The sequence below is a fragment of the Collinsella sp. OM08-14AT genome (assembly GCF_003438115.1).
In the GTDB taxonomy this organism is placed as follows: Bacteria; Actinomycetota; Coriobacteriia; order Coriobacteriales; family Coriobacteriaceae; genus Collinsella.
In genome coordinates this window covers 1-19658 of the sequence record NZ_QSTE01000009.1, presented here as the reverse complement: position 1 = coordinate 19658, position 19658 = coordinate 1, and the positions used below count along the sequence as shown (strand labels likewise).

The window sequence follows — 19658 nt, the reverse complement described above, 5'->3', positions numbered from 1 at the left end:
CAGGTGTGTGGTTTTGATTGCGGGTTGGCAGGAAGATGCATTCCTGCTATCATTCATCGGGTTGCTTCACGGCAACAGGTTTTTATCACGCACGCGCGGCTACTTCATACCGTGGTGCCCGGGCTTTGGTAGCACATGTCCGGGTTGGTTTTGGAGGATGACCCCGCGCGGAGGCAAACCACAGGAGGTTTAACATGGCTACCAAGATTAATATCCGCACCCTGCTCGAGGCCGGCTGCCACTTCGGTCACCAGACCCGTCGCTGGAACCCCAAGATGAAGCCGTTCATCTTCGGTGAGCGCAACGGCATCTACATCCTCGACCTCAAGCAGACCATCCTCGACGCCGATCAGGCCTACACCTTCGTCAAGAACGTCGCCAAGGGCGGCAATGTGCTGTTCGTCGGCACCAAGAAGCAGGCTCAGGAGGCCGTCAAGAACGCTGCTGAGCGCGCCAACATGCCTTACATCAACCAGCGTTGGCTCGGCGGCATGCTGACCAACTTCGTCACCATCCGCTCCCGCATCAACCGCATGGAGGAGCTCGAGGCCATGGTCGAGGACGGCCGCATGGCAGTGCTCCCCAAGAAGGAGCAGGCTGTTCTCGGCAAGGAGCTCACCAAGCTCCAGACCAACCTCGGTGGTGCCCGCGACATGAAGGGTCTGCCCCAGGCTCTCTTCGTCATCGACACCAAGCGCGAGGAGAACGCCATCAAGGAGGCTCAGCGCCTGAACATCCCCGTCGTCGCTCTGATCGACACCAACTCCGATCCCGACGAGGTCGAGTACGGCATCCCCTGCAACGATGACGCTATCTCTGCTGTCACCCTTATGTGCGAGCTCATGGCTGACGCCTGCCTCGCTGGCTCCGGCAAGGAGCAGGTCTCCGAGGCCGAGATGGCCGCTGAGCCCAAGGCCGAGTAAATCAGTCTTAGTTAATTCTTTTTCATCTCTTTGAAAGGAACCACAATGGCCCAGATTACCGCCGCTATGGTCAAGCAGCTCCGCGAGATGACCGACTCCCCGATGATGGAGTGCAAGAAGGCTCTCGTCGAGGCTGACGGCGACATGGACGCCGCTGTCGACGTTCTGCGTAAGAACGGCCTTGCCAAGGCTGCCAAGAAGGCTGGCCGTGAGACCAACGAGGGCGCTGTCGCCGCGTTCGTCTCCGAGGATGGCAAGACCGGCGCTCTGCTCGAGCTCTCCTGCGAGACCGACTTCGTTGGCTCCAACGCCAAGTTCACTGGCTTTGCTTCCAAGGTCGCTGAGGTTGTCGCTACCACCGAGCCTGCTGACGTCGACGCTCTGCTCGAGAAGCCGATGGGCGAGGAGACCGTTTCCTCCGAGCTCACCGAGATGATTCACATCATGGGCGAGAACATGAAGATCTCCCGCTTCGCTGCCCGCAAGGCCGAGAACGGCGCGCTCGCTTCTTACATCCACATGGGTGGTAAGATCGGCGTCCTCGTCGAGTTCGCCTTCGAGAAGGCCGAGACCGCTCAGGCTGAGTCCTTCAAGACCTTCGCTCACGACGTTGCCCTTCAGGTTGCCGCCGTCGCACCGATCTGCGCCACCCGCGATCAGGTTCCGGCCGAGACCGTCGAGCACGAGAAGCAGATCTACATGGCCCAGGCTGCCGAGTCCGGCAAGCCCGAGGCTATCCAGGAGAAGATGGCTGTTGGTCGTCTGGAGAAGTTCTACAAGCAGTCCGTGCTCACCGAGCAGGAGTTCATCAAGGACAGCTCCCTCACCATCAAGAAGTACGCTGAGCAGGTCTCCAAGGAGCTCGGCGACACCATTACCGTCGTTGCCTTTGACCGTCTGGTCCGTGGCGAGTAAATAAGCTCTTGTAGCTGGTAATGAGCAGGCTGTGGGTTTTACTCACAGCCTGCTTTTTCATGGCTCTTATCAGAGCCTTTGATATCATATTGAGAGTCTAATTAAAGGAGGATCGCTTTGTCCGACATCCGATATAAACGCGTGCTTCTTAAGCTTTCCGGCGAAGCACTGATGGGCGACGGCCAATATGGCATTGACCCCAAGGTTACCGACCATCTTGCCAAGCAGGTCAAGGAGCTGCTCGCCGTTGGCCATGAGGTCGGCGTCGTTGTCGGCGGCGGCAATATTTTCCGTGGCATGGCCGGCGCTGCCGGTGGCATGGAGCGTGCTCAGGCCGACTACATGGGCATGCTGGCAACCGTTATGAACGCGCTCGCCCTGCAGGATGCCTTCGAGCATAACGATGTTCCCTGCCGCGTGATGAGCGCTATCCAGATGAACGAGATCTGCGAGCCCTATATTCGTCGTCGTGCTATCAACCACCTGTCCAAGGGTAATGTCGTTATCTTCGCCGCCGGCTCGGGCAATCCGTACTTTACGACTGACACCGCCGCGGCCCTTCGCGCCTGCGAGATCGGTGCGGAGATTCTGATTAAGGCCACCAAGGTTGACGGCATCTACGACAAGGATCCCGTCAAGTGCGCCGATGCCGTCCGTTTTGACAAGATTACCTATCACGAGGTTCTCGTCCGCGGTCTGCAGGTTATGGATTCCACGGCTACGGCACTGTGCCAGGATAACCGTATGCCTATTTTGGTCCTCAACATCGATGGCGAGGACACCGTCAAGCGCGCGCTCGCGGGTGAGCCCGTCGGCACGCTCGTCTATCAGGAGGATTAAGCATGGCAGAGAACATCACCGCCCATATGGACAAGTCGCTCGAGTCCCTCAAGCATAACTTCTCCAAGGTCCGTACCGGTCGTGCCAACGCAAACATTCTGTCCGACATCACCGTCGATTATTACGGTGTCCCCACGCCGGTCACGCAGGTTGCCGCCGTCAAGACCCCCGAGGCTCACATGCTGCTCATCGAGCCGTGGGATAAGGCGCTCATCAATGCTATCGTCAAGGCCATCGGCGCTTCCGATCTGGGTATTACCCCCAACTCCGATGGCACCGTCGTTCGTCTTCCGTTCCCGGCTCCCACTGAGGAGCGCCGTCGCGAGCTCGTCAAGGAGTGCCGCGAGTACGCCGAGCAGGCCAAGGTGTCTATCCGTAACATCCGTCGCGACTTCAACAACAAGCTCGAGCGCGATGAGGAGCTCACCGAGGACGACGTACGTCGCGAGCAGGCCAAGGTCCAGAAGCATACCGATGAGTATGTCGCCAAGGTCGAGGAGCTTCTGAAGGAAAAAGAAGCCGAGGTCATGGAGATCTAAGGTGCAATACGACGAGCATAAACTGGTCGAGTACTTTGCCGACGCCCCTGCGGGCGTCGGTTTTTCCGACCTTGACCTCAATAACATTCCGCACCATATCTCGTGCATCATGGACGGCAACGGTCGTTGGGCCACGTCGCGCGGTCTTGCACGCACCGAGGGCCACAAGGCGGGTATCGTCTCGCTGCGCGAGATCATTACCGCCTGCGTGCGCCTGGGCGTCGACGTGCTTTCGGCCTATGCATTTTCGACTGAAAACTGGAATCGACCGCAGCACGAAGTCAACGTTCTGATGCACCTGTTTGCCAAGACGTTTATCGACGAGCTGCCGCTTCTGAAGCGCGAAAATGTGCGCGTAGTCTTTTTGGGTGACATTTCCGCGCTGCCCAAGAAGACTCGCGACGTTTTTGAGCGCGGTCTTGCCGAGTGCGCCGATCACACCGGTATGACGCTGGCGCTTGCCGTCAACTACGGCGCGCGTGCCGAGATTACCCGCGCTGTCCGTCAGATCGCATCCGACGCTGCCGCCGGTAAGATCGATCCTGCCGCAATTGATGACGACATGGTGGCTTCCCACCTCTATACCGCCGGTCTTCCCGATCCCGAACTTGTGATTCGCACCTCTGGTGAGCTGCGCCTTTCGAACTATCTGCTGTGGCAGGTGGCTTATTCCGAATTCTACGTCACCGATACCTATTGGCCCGACTTTGATCGTTGGGGCCTTGTCGACGCCATTTTGGCCTATCAGGGCCGTGACCGTAGGTTTGGTGGACTGAGCAAGACCGAGGAGGCTTAATCGTGTCCGATCGTCCCAAGGCATCTGCTCCCAAGACGCCAGTTTCCGCGGCGCCTGCGCGCAAGGCTGCCACTGCGGGAGCGCCTGCAGCGAAGAGCGGCACCGGTTCGTGGCTGGCGGGCTTTATTACCCGTGCCGCCGCCGGTATCGTCTACGCCGTTGTCTTTATCCTGTGCCTGGTTTTGGGTATCGTGCCCACGGCCATCTTTGTTTCTGTCATGAGCGGTCTGTGCTGCTATGAGTTTTTCCGTATGACAAGGCTCGATGGCAAGATGGCTAACGAGCGCATGGGTATCGCTGCCGCTGTACTCTTTCCGCTGTCGGCGTTGGGCGATTCGATGTTGCTGAATGCCCTGCTTTTTGCCTTGATGCTCGCGGTGGGCATTTGGTATGTCTGGTCGCCGCGTACCCGCATCTCTGATGTGGCCGTGACGCTCATGGGTCCCATCTACACTGGCTTTATGCTGTCGGCTATCGTGCTGCTGCGCGATGCCGTGCCCGGTTTTGCCGGCGCCCTGCTTTCAGTGGGCGTTTGCGCGTCCCTTTGGGTCTCCGATTCGTTTGCCTACATCGTGGGCAGCCGTATCGGCAAGCACAAGATGGTTCCCAAGATCTCCCCCAAAAAGAGCTGGGAGGGGTTTGCCGGCGGCATCTTGGGCTCGGTTTTGATTTGGCTCATCCTGTGGGCGACGCACTTCTACAAGCTCAGCCTGCCCTATGCGCTGCTGTGCGGCGTGGTCGTGTCCATTCTGGGCGTTATCGGCGACCTTATCGAGTCGCGCATCAAGCGCGGTGTGGGCGTCAAGGATTCCGGCAACCTTATCCCGGGCCACGGCGGAATGCTCGATCGTAGCGATTCGCTTATCTTCGGTTGCATCACCGCACAGCTGTTGCTGATGATTGGAGGCGTGCTGTAATGTCCTTCCAGACGACGTATGGCCCCGATGGACGCCTTCGCGTTGCCATCCTGGGTTGTACGGGCTCTATCGGCACCCAGGCGCTCGATGTGTGCCGCCAGCATGCCGATCGCCTGCAGGTGACGGCGCTGTCCGTTAATTCCAGCACCTCGGAGCTCGTTGCCGCTGCCCGCGAGTTCTCGGTTCCGGCGGTTGCCGTTGCCGATGTCGCTCATGGCGATGACGCCGTGCTGCAGGAGTTGCCCGAGGGCACACAGCTCGGCGTTGGCGCGCAGGCGGTTTGCGAGCTCGCGCGTCGCGACGATGTCGACTGCGTGCTCGTCGCTATTGTGGGCGCCGCCGGTCTCGAGGCGAGCCATGCGGCCTTGACCTCGAATAAGCGCCTTGCCCTTGCCAACAAGGAGTCCCTCGTCGTCGGTGGCGACTTGCTTATGCCGTTGGCGCAACCGGGCCAGCTTATTCCGGTCGACTCTGAGCATTCCGCCATCTACCAGTGCTATCTGGGGGAGAACCCGCGCGAGGCCCACTGCATTTGGCTCACCTGCTCGGGCGGTCCGTTCTTTGGCTGCACGCGCGACGAGCTCGATCGCGTGACGCGTGCCGATGCCCTCGCGCATCCCACGTGGGCCATGGGTGCCAAGATCACCATTGACTCCGCCACCCTCATGAACAAGGGCCTGGAGCGCATTGAGGCCATGCATCTGTTTAACTGCGACCTCGATTTCATTAACGTGGTCGTGCAGCGTCAGTCCAAGATTCACTCTATGGTCGAGTTCGCCGACGGCTCCGTGATGGCGCATCTCGGTGCATCCGACATGCGTATTCCCATCCAGTTCGCGTTCTCGTATCCCGAGCGTTGGGATACTCCGGCGCCTCGTATCGATTTCCGCGAGCTGGGGCAGCTCACGTTTGATGCTGCCGACATGGATACCTTCCGCTGTCTGGCACTGGCCGAGCGTGCCGGCAAGACGGGTGGCACCATGCCGTGCGTGCTCAATGCCGCCAACGAGGTCGCCGTCGATGCCTTCCTGCACGATGGCTGCAGCTTTACCGATATCGATCGCATTGTGGAATCCTGCATGGACGCCCACGATATGCAGGTGGTCGATTCGTTTGAGCAGCTTCGCGACATCGATGCGTGGGCGCGTGAAAAGGCTGCGCAGGTGCTCGCCGCAACCCGTTCCTAACCCATAAGGATTGCTTTTTCGTTTTATGGATACTGTTCTGAGCGTTCTCTCATCGGTCTTTTGGGGCCTGCTGATGCTTTCCGTCCTCGTGTTTTTGCACGAGGGCGGCCACTTTTTGGCGGCGCGCGCCTGCGGCGTCCGTGTGACCGAGTTCTTTTTGGGTCTGCCGTGCCGCTTTGACATCCATTACACGTCGCGTCGCATTGGAACCAAGTTTGGCGTGACCCCGCTGCTGCTGGGTGGCTACGCTGCCATCTGCGGTATGGATCCGACCGATGTTTCGTGCGCCGACTGCGTGCTCGCGGCTATCTATCGTCATGGTCGCGTGACCGTGGCCGACCTTGCTGTCGAGCTCGAGCTTTCCGAGGAGGATGTGCTCGAGGCATGCGCCCTTTTGCTGGGCTGGGGCTCCATCGCGCCCTGGTATGAGGAAGGGGAGAAGCCCTCGCCGAGCTACTATCCCACCAAATATCAGACGTTGCCGCGAGACAAGGCAGGCTATACCACCTTTGATGGTCGCCGTTTCGATCGCGAACATGCGACTGCCGAGGGCGATGTGTGGGAGCTGCCGTGCGGCGAGGCCGAGTTCCTTGCGCAAGAGCGCTCGCACACCTATCTTGGCCAAGGCTTTCTCAAGCGCGCCTTTATGCTGCTCGCGGGCATTATCGTCAATATCTTGACGGGTTTTTTGCTCCTTATGAGCATCTATTCCATTGCGGGTGTCACCGTGCCGATGGATACCAACGTGATCGGTCAGGTTGACGAGGGGTCTATTGCCGCCAAGGCGGGTATCGAGGGCGGTGACGCGATCCTTTCGGTTGACGGTGTCTCATGTTCCACTTGGATGGATGTCTACGATGCCATCGGCAAGGCTGCCGGTAAGGACGATATCGCCATCGAGTACGAGCGTGACGGCAAGCAGCATTCGACCACGGTTGCGCTCAAAGAGGACGAGCGCCTAGGTGTGTATGCCTCTACGCAGGTGGTCCGTTTAGACCCCATCACGTCGGCTCGCCTGTCGTTCTCCTATGTCGTGCAGACAGCGGATGGCGTGATGCGCCTGCTCCAGCCGCAGCATACGATGGAGATTCTCGATCAGTCTTCTTCGATCGTGGGTATTAGCGTTATGTCCTCACAGGCCGCTGCTGCCGGCCCTGCCACGTTCCTTTCCTTTGCCGCCCTCATTTCGTTCTCGCTTGGCTTTATGAACCTGCTGCCCATCCCACCGCTCGATGGCGGCAAGCTGGTCATCGAGATCATTCAAAAGATTGCGGGCCGCGAGCTGCCGCTCAAAGTGCAGACAATCGTCAGCTATGTCGGCATCGCGCTCTTTGCACTGCTGTTTGTCTATATGCTTCGTTCCGACATCCTTCGATTTATTCTGTAGGGGAGTGTTTGGATTGTCTTTATCCCATCCTTTGCCTCGCGAGTTGACGCGCCCCGTGCATGTGGGCGGCGTACAGATCGGTGGTGGCGCTCCGGTCGTGGTTCAGTCTATGACCTGCACCGATACTGCTGATGCCCAGGCAACGCTTGCGCAAGTGTGCGCGTTGGCGCAGGCTGGCTGCGATATCGTGCGCGTGAGCGTGCCTACCGAGGCTGCGCTCGAGGGCTTTCGCACGATTTGTGCCGAGTCTCCGGTGCCAATCGTCGCCGATATCCATTTTAACCATAAGCTTGCCATTGGCGCTGTCGAGGCTGGCGCCTCTAAGCTGCGCATCAACCCCGGCAATATCGGCGATTGGGCTAAGGTCGATGCCGTCATCGATGCCGCGGGTGCCGCGGGCTGCGCGATTCGCATTGGCGTGAACGCGGGCTCGCTTGAGCAAGATATTGCCGAGCGCGACGACCTCACGCAGCCCGAAAAGCTCGTGATGTCGAGCGAACGCTTTGTGCGGCACTTTGAGGACCGTGGGTTTACCAACATCGTGCTATCCGCCAAGGCCCATAGCGTACAGACGACACTTGATACCTATCGCGCCCTGTCGCGCGAGATACCGCATGTTCCGCTCCACCTGGGCGTGACGGAGGCGGGGACCAAGCTTCAGGGCACCATCAAGAGCTCTGTAGGCTTGGGTATCTTGCTTTCCGAAGGCATCGGTGACACCATGCGTGTGTCGCTCACGGCCGATCCGGTTGAGGAGCCGCCGGTCGCCTGGGGAATTCTACAGTCGCTGGGCCTGCGTCGCCGTGGTCCCGAGATTGTCTCGTGCCCCACGTGCGCCCGCTGCCAGGTTAACCTGATTCCCATCGCCGAGGAGGTCACCGAGCGGCTTAAGAACTATTCCGCGCCGCTTTCGATCGCCGTGATGGGATGTGCGGTCAACGGCCCCGGAGAGGCATCTGACGCCGACCTGGGTGTTGCCTGCGGACGTGGTCAGGGCCTGCTCTTTTCGCATGGCAAGATCATTGGTAAAGTAGCTGAGGATCAAATTGTCGACGCGCTTATGGCCGAGGTCGACAAACTAATAGAGGAGAAATAAATGACCCGAGCAATGTATATGTCTAAGCTCTATGCGCCGACGCTCAAAGAGGATCCGGCCGACGCCGAGCTTGCAAGCCATCGTCTGCTGCTTCGTGCCGGTATGATCCGCAAGGAGGCCGCCGGTCTCTATTCCTACCTGCCGCTTGCTTGGCGCTCGATTCGCAAGATCGAGAATATCGTGCGAGACGAGATGGACGCCGCTGGCGCCCAGGAGCTTATGATGCCCATCATGGTCGATGCCGAGCTGTGGCGTGAGTCCGGCCGCATCGACGCCTATGGCAAGGAGCTTGTGCGCTTTGACGACCGTCACGGTCGCGAGTTCGTCCTGGGCCCCACGCACGAGGAGACCGTCACGGCCCTGGTGCGCAACGAGCTGCGCTCCTACAAACAGCTGCCCGTCAACCTGTACCACATTCAGGACAAGTTCCGCGACGAGTTCCGTCCCCGCTTTGGCCTGATGCGCGGCCGCGAGTTCATCATGAAGGACGCCTACAGCTTCTCTGCCACGCAGGAGAGTCTGCAGGAGGAGTACGACAAGATGAAGCAGGCCTACGCCAACATCTGCGAGCGCTGCTACATCAAGGCTCTGCCCGTTGTCGCCGACTCCGGCGAGATCGGCGGCGACACCTCCGTCGAGTACATGGCTCTTGCTGACGCTGGTGAGGCTTCACTGGTCTACTGCGACGATTGCGGCTTTGCTGCCGATGACGAGGCGGCAAGCACCAAGGTCGTCGTGACTGAGGGCCCCGGCGACGGTACGCTCACCAAGGTCGAGACTCCGGGCATGGGCACCATTGAGGCCGTCGCCAAGTTCTTCGGTTTCCCCGAGAATGGTACGCGAAAGTCGCTGGCGCTCATCGACGCCGAGGGCAAGCCGGTCGTGGCTATTGTCCCGGGCGACCACGAGCTCAACGATTGCAAGGCCGAGCATGTCTTTGGCAAGGGTTATCGCATGATGACCGACGAGGAGCTCCAGACCTACGGTCTGCATAAGGGCTTTATCGGACCGGTTTACTTGCCCGACGGCATCCGTCTGGTGTGCGACGAAAGCCTGCGTGAGTCTAAGCAGTGGGCCTGCGGCGCCAACGAGGTTGACTATCACTTTACCGGCGCCTGCCCCGAGCGTGACTTTACCGTTGACGAGTGGGTCGATCTGGTTACCGTCGTTGCCGGCGATCCCTGCCCGCACTGCGGCAAGCCGCTCTCTGCTGCTCGCGGTATCGAGGTCTCCCAGGTCTTCCAGCTGGGCACCAAGTATTCCGAGGCCATGGGTGCCACCTTTATGGACGAGGACGGCAAGGAGAAGCCGCTCATCATGGGTTGCTACGGCGTTGGTGTGTCCCGCTCGCTTGCTGCCGTCGTGGAGCAGCACAACGACGAACACGGCATCGTCTGGCCGGTCTCCGTTGCCCCGTACGAGGTCGCGGTGATTCCGCTCGATCCCAAGAAGGAGGAGTGCGCTAACGTTTGCGACCAAATCGTCGAGGGCCTGTGCGCCGATGGTATCGAGGTTGTCGTCGATGACCGTGACGAGCGTCCCGGCTTTAAGTTTGCCGATAACGACCTCATGGGCTTCCCGTATCAGGTCGTTCTGGGTAAGCGTGGCCTCAAGAATGGTACTGTGGAGCTCAAGGACCGTGCCACGGGCGAGCGTGAGGACGTGGCGATCGACGAGGTCGTCGCCAAGGTTGCTGAGCTTGTTAAGGCGGCCCGCCGTTAATCGACGATTTCGCTTGTAGTTCGATATACGGGACGGCCCCGCATTTCTCCAGATCGGGGAGATGTGGGGCCGTCCTTTTATCTTGTGGCATCCTCGATATCTGAAAGAAAAACCCCACAGCCCATATGAGTTGCGGGGTTTTCTTGTGCCTCCGATGCGAAATAAATCGCTCAGATATTACTGATAATCGACGACGTCGATCCAGTTCTTCAGGAACTCATCGTTCACGTTGCGCTTACGAGCGAGCTCGGAAGCGGCGACGATGCTCGTCCACTGACGCACGACCTGCATGGGCATGTCGGCGCGGTCGCAGTAGAGCTCCAGGTAGGCCTCAGCCTGGTCCTTGCTGTTGAGGGCGAAGAGCAGGTAGGTGGTGGCAACGTCGGCAGCAGGGGAGCCCTGGGCGGCGTGTGCCCAGTCGCACACATAGAGCTGGCCGTCGTCGCCGACGATGACGTTGGAGGGGTTGAAGTCGCCGTGGCAGACCTTGAACTCCTTGGTCATGCCGTCCAGACGCTCCTGAAGGTTGTAGCGCGTGGTGGCATTGAGCTGATCAAGGCTGTCGATCATGCGGGCGAACTTGTCGCGCTGACGGTTGAGCAGCGGGGAGGTGTAGCCGTGAATCTCGATCTGGAGGTCGACGAACATCTCGAGGTACTCACCGAAGCGCTGGGGCTCGGCAGTCATCTTCTCGGCAAGGGTGGTACCCGGGACCTTCTCGGTCACGAGCGCCCAGCCGTTGGCGTTCTCGAGCTGGGAAACCTCGAGAGCCTTGGGGCTGCGGATGCCGCACTCATTGATGCGGGCAAGATTCAAAGCCTCGTTGAACACGTCGGAGACGGGCTTGGTCTCGTTAAAGACCTTGACGATCTTGTCGCCCAGGTCGTAAACGACCTTGTTGCCACGGCGGACGAGTTCGGTCTTGGAATCGGGTAGCAGCATGGTTGCATCCTTTCAACGATGCGATAGAAGCGACGGCGGGGGTGTGTGAAACACCCGTGCACCCCCGCCGTTAAAAACCGTGCTAGAACTAGCAGACGGCGTAATCCTGAGGCTCGCGGCCGTAGTAGGCGTCCAGGTAGAGCTCCTTGATCTCGCTCATGAGCGGGTAGCGCGGGTTAGCGCCGGTGCACTGGTCGTTGAATGCCTGCTCGGTCATCTCGTCGAGGGTGTCGAGGAAGTACTGCTCGTCGACACCGTAGTCGGCGATGGTCTTCTTGACGCCGATGAAGTCCTTGAGCTCCTCAAGCTTCGTGATGAAGTTCTCGAAGACCTCCTTGTCGTCCTTGCCCTCGATGCCGCAGTACTTGGCCATCTCGGCGTAGTTGTGCAGCGCGTTGGGGTAAGGATACTGAGAGAAGGTACCCATCTTGACGGGAGCCTCGGCGGCGTTGTAGCGCATAACGCGGGTCAGGATGACGGCGTTGGCGATGCCGTGGGGCAGGTGATGGAAAGCGCCGAGCTTGTGGGCCATGGAGTGGTTGAGGCCCAGGAAGGCGTTGGCGAAGGCCATACCGGCCATGCAGGAGGCGTTGTGCATCTCCTCGCGGGCGTGCGGGTCCTTGGCGCCGTTCGTGAAGCTGGAGGGCAGGTTCTCAAAGACGAGCTTAGCAGCGCGCTCGGAGAGGCCCTTGGTGTAGTCGGAAGCCATGATGGAGACGTAGGACTCGATGGCGTGGGTCATGACGTCGATGCCGGAGGCGGCGGTCAGGCCGCGCGGGGCGGTCATGCAGTTGTCGGCGTCGACGATAGCCATGTTGGGGAGCAGCGCGTAGTCGGCGAGCGGCCACTTGATGCCGGTCTCCTTGTCCGTGATGATGGCGAACGGCGTGCACTCGGAGCCGGTACCCGAGGAGGTCGGGACGGCGACGAAGTAGGCCTTCTTGCCCATCTCGGGGAAGGTGAAGATGCGCTTGCGGATGTCCATGAAGTCCATGGCCATGTCCTCAAACTTGCACTCGGGGTGCTCGTACATCATCCACATGATCTTGCCGGCGTCCATAGCGGAGCCACCGCCGACGGCGATGATGACGTCCGGCTCAAAGAGAGCCATCTGCTTGGCGCCGCGACGTGCGCACTGCAGCGACGGATCGGGCTCGACGTCGTAGAAGCAGTCGTGGGCGATGCCCATCTCGTCGAGCTTGGCCTCGATGGCGCGGGTGTTGCCATTCTTGAAGAGGAACTGGTCGGTGACGATGAAGGCGCGCTTCTTGCCCATGACGTTGCCAAGCTCGTCGAGGGCGACGGGCGTGGAACCCTTCTTGAAGTAGACCTTCTCGGGAGCGCGGAACCACAGCATGTTCTCACGGCGCTCGGCCACAGTCTTAACGTTGATCAAGTGCTTCACCCCAACGTTCTCGGAGACGGAGTTGCCGCCCCAGGAGCCGCAGCCCAGGGTCAGAGACGGCTTCATGCCAAAGTTGTACAGGTCACCGATGCCGCCGTGCGAAGACGGGGTGTTGATGACGATACGGCAGGCCTTCATGACGTGCTCGAACAGGCTGATCTTCTCGGCCTGGGCGGGGTGCACGTACAGAGAGGCGGTGTGGCCCGGGCCACCGGCGAGCACCAGGTGCTCGGCCTTGTCGACGGCCTCCTGGAAGTCCTTGGCGTGGTACATGGCCAGGACCGGGGAGAGCTTCTCGTGGGAGAACTCCTCCTTGGCGGGGTCGGTGGAGGTGACCTCGGCGATCAGGATCTTGGTCTTGGCGGGAACCTCGATGCCGGCGAGCTCGGCGATCTTGGCGGCAGCCATGCCGGGGATGCGGTGATCGAGGGCGCCGTTCTTGAACATGGCGGCACGCAGGGCCTCCATCTCGGCACCCTGCTTGACGAAGTAGCAGCCGCGCTTCTGGAACTCGGCCTTGACCTGGTCATAGATGGTGTCGATGACGGTCACGGACTGCTCGGAAGCGCAGATCATGCCGTTGTCGAAGGTCTTGGAGTGAATGATGGAGTTGACGGCGAGCAGCACGTCGGCGGTGTCGTCGATGACGACCGGGGTGTTACCGGCGCCAACGCCCAGGGCGGGCTTGCCCGAGGAGTAGGCGGCCTTGACCATGCCCGGGCCACCGGTGGCGAGGATGATGTCGACGTCGCGCATGACCATGTTGGTCAGCTCGATGGAGGGGACATCGACCCAGCCGATGATGCCCTCGGGGGCGCCGGCCTTGACGGCGGCGTCAAGCACGAGCTTAGCGGCGGCGATGGTGCACTTGGCGGCAGCCGGGTGCGGGGAGATGATGATGGCGTTGCGGGTCTTCAGGCTGATCAGCGTCTTGAAGATCGCAGTGGAGGTGGGGTTGGTCGTCGGGATGACGGCGCCCACGATGCCGATGGGCTCGGCGATCTTGGTGATGCCGTAGGCCTCGTCGCGCTCCAGGACACCACAGGTCTTGGTGTTCTTGTAAGCGTTGTAGATGTACTCTGCGGCGTAGTGGTTCTTGATGACCTTGTCCTCAAGAACGCCGCGGCCGGTCTCCTCGATGGCCATCTTCGCCAACGGGATACGAGCCTTGTTGGCGGCCATGGCGGCCTCATAGAAGATCTTGTCGACCTGCTCCTGCGTGTACGTAGCAAAAAGCGCCTGGGCCTCTCGCATCTGAGCGAGCTTAGCCTCAAGCGCCTCTACGTTGTCCACAATTGCGGGAGTAGTGTTTTCCGGTGACTTTTTCACCATTTGTGTCTCCTTGCGATCGGAGATTTACCCTACGTCTTGCATGATAGCAATAAATAATTCGGTGAGTGGTAAGATTCCTGTAAAAGGCACACTAAAACGCTTCAATAAACTGAAGCGTTTTAACTATTGTCCAAAATGTAAAAGTGAATGTCTAATCGACATTGAACAATTAGACTTACGATTAGCATTATGGGAATACCGTCGTTACTAATGACAGTATTCTGTTTGCTTTATGAGAAAATGCTCAATGCTGGAATGGGCAATAAATTTGAATTTGACAAGGAGATAATAATGATACCAATTTCTGATATTCTCATCCGCTCAATTAGTGGGTATGTGTTTATGGTTCCAGTCTTCGTACTGTATTTCTTGTGGCTCAAAAAATTGGGGAGAACACAAAGTTTTCTCCATACCGCTGCAGTGTTTGTTTTTGGTTATTATTTATTCGGACTTTTGACCGTCACAGGCATCGGCTTTACAAGCACAATGACCTTTCGCCCGAACATTTCTTGGACTCCATTTATCGGTATGATAACTGGGCCAATTGATACCATTCTGAATATTATTCTGTTTGTCCCGTTGGGATTTTTCCTGCCGCTGCTGTACAAGAAATATCATCACATGAAGACGGTTGCATTGACTGGCTTTCTGTTTTCTTTGGCTGTTGAAATTGTCCAGATGTTTGGCTGGGGTTCTTCCGACATCAATGACTTGATGACAAATACCGCTGGAGCCTGTATTGGATTTTTAGTTTATTGTCTGCTGTCAAGAATCTTGCCTGCCAATCTGAAAAAGCAACTTCAATCCAGCCGTGTCAATGCTGTGGCTGAAGTACTTCTCTTTGCTATTTGCACATTTGCCATTATGGTCACGGCTCAGACTTGGTTTGTCCATGATGTGCTGAATGTTCCATAAATTGTATCGGAAACAATCGGTCTCAGATATAAAAAAATAGTGTCTTCTGTTTGACACACCTGCAGACCGATTTTTCCGTATTGAACTTAGTCGCGTCAACGAAGCCACTACCTATGGAATTTCAATCTTTTCCTTCCTGTTATGCTTGGACAGATTGAATAATTCTCTTTGTGTTATATCTATTATTTTTAGGTAATAGTCCACAACGGCTTCTAACATGAAGGTACAAAAAATAAAAGTTGATCCTCAATCAACCCTATTATTGTACTCTTCAATTCATACTTTTCGATCTCAATGGTAGTATGGTTAGATAGACATCTGTTGCCGCTATCCCTTGGTAAGTTACCCGTTCAGCTTACCTACAAATTTAGAATACAATAAATGGCATCATTTGAACAGACTATATTTTTGGGATGAACTGTTCTACTATGAGAGCTTCGGTCTGTTTGCTGTGCTGATTCTGGTACAGTTGGCGGCCACCGGCGCAGCAGCGTTCCGCTTTTACTACAAACAAAGAAAAGGCTGAATAGAAAATAGGTATCATCAATCAAAAATATCATTGGAGGTATAACTTATGGAAAAAGAAACAATGGGAACTGTAATTTCAGTTATAAAACAATGGTGGTTAAAAGTGAATCGTAAACCTGCCCGCGTTCATGCGATGGATGGCGCAGCCTTTCCGCATACTATCAAGGTCAAATATACGATAGACGGCAAAGATTACATCTGCCGAAAATGGATTGGCGCAGGAAACAAAGTCCCTGACAAGGGAACAACGATTAAAGTTATCTATTGTGAAGATAAGCCATCGAAAGCAAGAATTGAACTCTAATTCAAATTGAATGACTAACATGGTATGTTTTGTGGCCTTTGCGGCATGAAACATGCCTGCATATTCAAACATCTGCCTCCACAGCGGGGAAAAGAAAAAAACCGCTGACGGGCAGAGGATTTCGTGCGCTTTCCTGTATCACTGACGGATACGGCGGTTTTGAGTAGATCAAGGCCGCCGTTTCTTTTTGCTTCGACGACCCCTGCACCGTGTTCTGGCATGGCGGCTTTAGGAGGGAGCCGCCATGCAACGAAAACTACTTCGACAAATTCCGACAGGGGTTAGCCTGTCAAAAAAAGCCGTCCCCCGGCAGCGGGGACAAGCGGCTGTGCGTATGTACTATACTATGTAGGAAAAGAACATATTGCTTTTTGTTTCGCCCAGCGGGTCTTTGATCTGCCGGGCGAATTTTGTTATTTCCTGCGGTCTGCTATCCGGCGCAAAAAGAAATTTCAAAAAAGTGAAAAAAGGAGGCGTTTAGCGGGCAGCCAGAGAGATTCCATTCGCTCTATTGGCGGAAAGGGAGAGAACCACCACATCCCCCATAGAAAGGGGGTGAGAAGATGGAAGCGATCCCCCACAAATACGGTGAATGGGGCCAGTTTGACCGCTACTGCAAGCTGGTTCTGTACCATGAGGCGATAGATTATCTGCGGGAAATGAAGTGCCGCCGCGACCGTGAAGTGTCGCTGGACGCTCTTTCCCCGGCTGATTGGGACAAGCTCTCGACCGTAGATCGGTATTCCTGCGACAGCTTTACATTCAGTTCGCATGGCTATGACCTACATATCGACAACGAGCTTGTGGCCGAAGCGTTTGCCAGCCTGCCAAAAGACGAGCAGAGTATTTTGATTCTCCGCTTTGTTCTGGATTTGACTGACGAAGAAATTGGCCGCCTGATGGGAATGTCCCGCAGCGCAGTACAGCGCCACAGGACAAGCACCTTAAAAGACCTGCGTGTAAAATTGATGGCGTTCATGCCGGAGGGAGGTTAAACGCGGATGAAGCAATCCAGTTACAAGGGCAAAAGCCCTCTGCCTGATTTTGTGATCGACGCGGCCTGCGCCGGTAACGCCGAAGCCGTGGAGCGTGTCTTGCAGCATTATGACGGCTATATCAATAAGCTGTGTACCCGGACGCTCTATGACGGCAGCGGTCAGCCTCATATCTGCATTGACGAGTATATGAAGCGCCGATTGCAAATCAAGCTGATCCATTCCATCGTTAGTCCCATTGGCGACTGACGGTTAAGGCCCCGGCCATAGACAGGCGGCTTTCCCTTTCCCCGCCTGCCTGTTTTCCCGGCGGCCCCTTTGCTCCTTGACAAATACGCCCGCAGGACAATGGCGGCGCGTCATAGGGCAGACGGATACATTCTGTCTGCGCCGAGCCGGGCGGCAGGTGCGCCAAGAGGTTTTCCCTCATTGGGATAAGCGGAGCGATTTTACCGGGCCGTAAAGCAGGTGTGGCAGCCTGCGGGCGACGACGCGCAGACAGGACAATGATACTCCCTTGCCGTCGTAGTCCGAGCGTTTGAAGCGTCGCAGGCAACGAGCAGGGCCGCGTGAGAACCACGCAGGGGTGAGATTCCCGTGGAGCTGTGCCAGCAGCCGTCCGTTACTTTCTGCCCACTTTCACAACAATAACCTTTGTTTTGAAAAGAAAGGGGGCCATGTTATGAGTAATAACGATGTGCCTATTTGGGAAAAATACACGCTCACCATTGAGGAAGCGTCTAAATATTTTCGGATCGGGGAAAACAAACTGCGTCGGCTTGCCGAGGAAAACCCCACCGCTGGCTGGGTGATCCTGAACGGCAACCGCATCCAGATCAAACGGAAGCAGTTTGAAAAAATTATTGATTCCCTTGACACAATATAGTGAAAAAGGGCCTTGCTCGTGTTATAATAGGTTATAAGCGTGTCAAGGCTCTTTCCGTCATGGAAAGGAGCATGACGAAATGCCAAGAAAAGAACGAGATGAAAAAAGACGGGACAACAAAGGCCGCCTTTTGAAGTCTGGAGAGAGCCAGCGATCAGATGGAAGATACGCTTACAAATACATTGACACCTTTGGAGAAACCCAGTTTGTTTACTCATGGAAGTTAGTACCTACCGACAAAGTACCTGCCGGGAAACGGCCCTGTCTTTCCCTGCGCGAGAAGATCAAGCAGATACAGAAAGACCTTGACGACGGGATAGACACCATCGGCAAGAAAATGACCGTGTGCCAGCTTTATGAAAAGTACACCCGGCAGCGCGGGAATGTGCGGAAAGGAACCCAAAAGAGCCGCCAGCAGTTAATGAAACTTCTGTCCGAAGATAAGCTGGGCGCGGCCAGCATTGACAGCGTGAAGCTGTCCGACGCAAAAGAATGGGCCTTGCGTATGCAGGAAAAGGGCGTTGCCTACAACACCATCTGCAACAGCAAGCGTTCCTTAAAAGCCATCTTTTATATGGCCGTACAGGACGATTGCCTCCGCAAGAATCCTTTTGACTTCCAGATCAATGAGGTTATCAACGACGATACCGTACCAAAGGTGCCGCTTACCCCTACACAGGAAAACGAGCTTTTGGACTTCATGCAGAACGATCCTGTCTATGCCAAGTATTATGACGAGGTGGTGATCCTGCTGGAAACCGGGCTTCGTATTTCCGAACTCTGCGGCCTGACGCCAGCCGACCTGAATTTTGAGAAGCGCTTTGTGAATGTAGACCACCAGCTTTTGAGAAGCACCGAGGACGGCTACTATATCGAAGCGCCAAAAACAGAAAGCGGATTCCGTCAAGTGCCGATGAGCGCAGCCGCCTATGAAGCGTTTGAGCGCGTGTTGAAGAAGCGCAGGGACGGCAGGTGCATTAAGGTTGATGGTTATAAGGACTTCCTGTTCCTGAACCGGGATGGCCTGCCCAAAACCGCCGTCAACTATGACGCCATGTTCAAGTGCCTTGCCAAGAAGTACAACAAGTGCCACAAGGAGCCGCTGCCCGATGTGATGACGCCGCACACCATGCGGCATACATTCTGTACCAGAATGGCAAACGCGGGCATGAACCCCAAAGCATTGCAGTACATCATGGGACACGCCAACATTGTAATGACGCTGAACTATTACGCCCACGCTACTTTCCATTCCGCACAGGAGGAAATGGAACGGCTGCAAGCCAAGGCAAAAACCACCACAGAGGCCAAGCCGGAAACTGCGGCGGAAAACGCCGAGGAAACCAAGGCGGCATAAGTAGTACGCAGAATTTACTACTACTTTTACTACTTTTGAGAGTGAAAACATGAGGGGTAATAAAAAGATTTGTGAAGTTCTTCCGATATGAAAAGTGCCGGAAAAGCCCGAAGTAACGGGCTATACCGGCATATAAGAACATCTAAAGAGATAATTAGAAATCTATTAAATTATTAATAAAAAAGCCGAACGTCTTCTCCGGGCGAATTCCTAGTTTCCCCATGGCTATGGTGTGGAGTTTGTTCATTGTTTGTTCATTAGGTCTTAGGAAATTAATGCACATCGATCAATTCTGGCTGGTCGTGACACTAATTTTTGGTCGTTTCTATTTCATGGCAATAAACGCGTTCTCTTGTCAGACAAAACACTGGTATTAAACTAAAACCAATGTGCCAGACAGTACATTCAGTAAGAGTGAAATATATGCCTTTGCCTCTGGGTATTTTGTCGCCCTTTACCGGTTCATGTCAGTTGAGTAGAAAGGGCGGTTTGTGAGATTGCCACGCTGCAGGCGAGCTCTCGTTTGGCTCGTCTCTTTTTTGTTCGTGTTTAATACGATTCCTACGAGCGTATTTGCTGACGTAATAGTGAATAATGACCCTCAGCAAAACACGACTTCGGAGAATCTGTCTAATGAATCTGCTGATAGTGATTCTGGGTCAAGGGGGGGGG

18 protein-coding genes are annotated in these 19658 nt (G+C 56.3%); 16 read left to right on the top strand and 2 right to left on the bottom strand.

The annotated features are described in order from the left end of the window. Positions 1 to 194 precede the first annotated feature (194 nt). The 10 genes from rpsB (at position 195) to DXC18_RS06075 (ending at position 10322) form a co-directional block, all read left to right on the top strand. Complete coding sequence (gene rpsB / locus DXC18_RS06120; protein ID WP_006236109.1) at positions 195 to 923, top strand: 30S ribosomal protein S2; 729 nt, start codon at positions 195 to 197, stop codon at positions 921 to 923. A 45-nt stretch (positions 924 to 968) separates the two neighbouring features. Then, a complete protein-coding gene (gene tsf / locus DXC18_RS06115; RefSeq protein ID WP_022094736.1) occupies positions 969 to 1838 on the top strand; it encodes a translation elongation factor Ts in 870 nt (289 codons plus the stop codon). Positions 1839 to 1955: 117 nt separating this feature from the next. Beyond that, complete coding sequence (gene pyrH, locus DXC18_RS06110) at positions 1956 to 2678, top strand: UMP kinase (protein ID WP_040359955.1); 723 nt, start codon at positions 1956 to 1958, stop codon at positions 2676 to 2678. Between the two features lie 2 nt (positions 2679 to 2680). After that, positions 2681 to 3217, top strand: a complete 537-nt coding sequence (frr, locus tag DXC18_RS06105; protein WP_006236112.1) for a ribosome recycling factor — start codon at positions 2681 to 2683, stop codon at positions 3215 to 3217. A gap of 1 nt (position 3218) precedes the next feature. Further along, positions 3219 to 4013: an isoprenyl transferase gene (locus tag DXC18_RS06100; RefSeq protein WP_117637242.1), complete on the top strand. Its 795-nt coding sequence runs from the start codon at positions 3219 to 3221 to the stop codon at positions 4011 to 4013. Between the two features lie 2 nt (positions 4014 to 4015). After that, positions 4016 to 4930, top strand: coding sequence for a phosphatidate cytidylyltransferase (locus DXC18_RS06095; protein ID WP_233502344.1), 915 nt, complete (start codon positions 4016 to 4018; stop codon positions 4928 to 4930). Further along, positions 4930 to 6117 carry a 1-deoxy-D-xylulose-5-phosphate reductoisomerase gene (gene dxr / locus DXC18_RS06090; RefSeq protein WP_117716645.1) on the top strand — a complete coding sequence of 396 codons (1188 nt, stop codon included), beginning with the start codon at positions 4930 to 4932 and terminating at the stop codon, positions 6115 to 6117. The genes DXC18_RS06095 and dxr overlap by 1 nt, the downstream gene beginning before the upstream one ends. A gap of 25 nt (positions 6118 to 6142) precedes the next feature. Next, the gene (locus tag DXC18_RS06085) at positions 6143 to 7504 is read left to right on the top strand and encodes an RIP metalloprotease (protein ID WP_117716644.1); all 1362 of its coding nucleotides are present in this window, start codon (positions 6143 to 6145) and stop codon (positions 7502 to 7504) included. 31 nt (positions 7505 to 7535) lie between these two features. Further along, positions 7536 to 8600 (top strand): flavodoxin-dependent (E)-4-hydroxy-3-methylbut-2-enyl-diphosphate synthase, encoded by a 1065-nt coding sequence (ispG, locus tag DXC18_RS06080; protein ID WP_233509027.1) that lies wholly within the window; start codon positions 7536 to 7538, stop codon positions 8598 to 8600. After that, entirely contained in the window at positions 8601 to 10322 is a 1722-nt protein-coding gene (locus DXC18_RS06075; RefSeq protein ID WP_233509026.1) for a proline--tRNA ligase, read from the top strand. A gap of 177 nt (positions 10323 to 10499) precedes the next feature. Here the strand turns inward: DXC18_RS06075 and DXC18_RS06070 are convergent, their stop codons facing one another. Both DXC18_RS06070 and adhE read right to left on the bottom strand, forming a co-directional pair. Further along, entirely contained in the window at positions 10500 to 11264 is a 765-nt protein-coding gene (locus tag DXC18_RS06070) for an aminoglycoside phosphotransferase family protein (RefSeq protein ID WP_117716642.1), read from the bottom strand. Positions 11265 to 11352: 88 nt separating this feature from the next. After that, complete coding sequence (gene adhE, locus DXC18_RS06065) at positions 11353 to 14001, bottom strand: bifunctional acetaldehyde-CoA/alcohol dehydrogenase (RefSeq protein WP_117716641.1); 2649 nt, start codon at positions 13999 to 14001, stop codon at positions 11353 to 11355. Positions 14002 to 14211: 210 nt separating this feature from the next. On the opposite strand from adhE, the gene DXC18_RS06060 reads away from it, so the two are divergent. The 6 genes from DXC18_RS06060 (at position 14212) to DXC18_RS06030 (ending at position 18986) form a co-directional block, all read left to right on the top strand. Then, a complete protein-coding gene (locus DXC18_RS06060; protein WP_015564336.1) occupies positions 14212 to 14916 on the top strand; it encodes a VanZ family protein in 705 nt (234 codons plus the stop codon). Between the two features lie 574 nt (positions 14917 to 15490). Next, complete coding sequence (locus DXC18_RS06055; protein WP_071441246.1) at positions 15491 to 15748, top strand: sugar ABC transporter permease; 258 nt, start codon at positions 15491 to 15493, stop codon at positions 15746 to 15748. 563 nt (positions 15749 to 16311) lie between these two features. Beyond that, a complete protein-coding gene (locus DXC18_RS06050) occupies positions 16312 to 16743 on the top strand; it encodes a sigma-70 family RNA polymerase sigma factor (RefSeq protein ID WP_117716640.1) in 432 nt (143 codons plus the stop codon). Positions 16744 to 16749: 6 nt separating this feature from the next. Beyond that, positions 16750 to 16992 carry a helix-turn-helix domain-containing protein gene (locus DXC18_RS06045; protein WP_004611627.1) on the top strand — a complete coding sequence of 81 codons (243 nt, stop codon included), beginning with the start codon at positions 16750 to 16752 and terminating at the stop codon, positions 16990 to 16992. A gap of 433 nt (positions 16993 to 17425) precedes the next feature. Beyond that, positions 17426 to 17629, top strand: a complete 204-nt coding sequence (locus DXC18_RS06035) for an excisionase (RefSeq protein WP_009296579.1) — start codon at positions 17426 to 17428, stop codon at positions 17627 to 17629. A 79-nt stretch (positions 17630 to 17708) separates the two neighbouring features. Beyond that, complete coding sequence (locus DXC18_RS06030; RefSeq protein WP_071441245.1) at positions 17709 to 18986, top strand: tyrosine-type recombinase/integrase; 1278 nt, start codon at positions 17709 to 17711, stop codon at positions 18984 to 18986. Positions 18987 to 19658: the final 672 nt, after the last annotated feature.

Coding starts and splice junctions, on each gene's coding strand:
- DXC18_RS06030 (WP_071441245.1), top strand. CDS start 17,709: ATGCCAAGAAAAGAACGAGATGAAAAAAGACGGGACAACAAAGGCCGC.
- DXC18_RS06045 (WP_004611627.1), top strand. CDS start 16,750: ATGAAGCAATCCAGTTACAAGGGCAAAAGCCCTCTGCCTGATTTTGTG.
- DXC18_RS06035 (WP_009296579.1), top strand. CDS start 17,426: ATGAGTAATAACGATGTGCCTATTTGGGAAAAATACACGCTCACCATT.
- DXC18_RS06060 (WP_015564336.1), top strand. CDS start 14,212: ATGACAGTATTCTGTTTGCTTTATGAGAAAATGCTCAATGCTGGAATG.
- DXC18_RS06070 (WP_117716642.1), bottom strand. CDS start 11,264: ATGCTGCTACCCGATTCCAAGACCGAACTCGTCCGCCGTGGCAACAAG.
- DXC18_RS06085 (WP_117716644.1), top strand. CDS start 6,143: ATGGATACTGTTCTGAGCGTTCTCTCATCGGTCTTTTGGGGCCTGCTG.
- tsf (WP_022094736.1), top strand. CDS start 969: ATGGCCCAGATTACCGCCGCTATGGTCAAGCAGCTCCGCGAGATGACC.
- DXC18_RS06055 (WP_071441246.1), top strand. CDS start 15,491: ATGGAAAAAGAAACAATGGGAACTGTAATTTCAGTTATAAAACAATGG.
- rpsB (WP_006236109.1), top strand. CDS start 195: ATGGCTACCAAGATTAATATCCGCACCCTGCTCGAGGCCGGCTGCCAC.
- dxr (WP_117716645.1), top strand. CDS start 4,930: ATGTCCTTCCAGACGACGTATGGCCCCGATGGACGCCTTCGCGTTGCC.
- frr (WP_006236112.1), top strand. CDS start 2,681: ATGGCAGAGAACATCACCGCCCATATGGACAAGTCGCTCGAGTCCCTC.
- DXC18_RS06050 (WP_117716640.1), top strand. CDS start 16,312: ATGGAAGCGATCCCCCACAAATACGGTGAATGGGGCCAGTTTGACCGC.
- DXC18_RS06075 (WP_233509026.1), top strand. CDS start 8,601: ATGACCCGAGCAATGTATATGTCTAAGCTCTATGCGCCGACGCTCAAA.
- adhE (WP_117716641.1), bottom strand. CDS start 14,001: ATGGTGAAAAAGTCACCGGAAAACACTACTCCCGCAATTGTGGACAAC.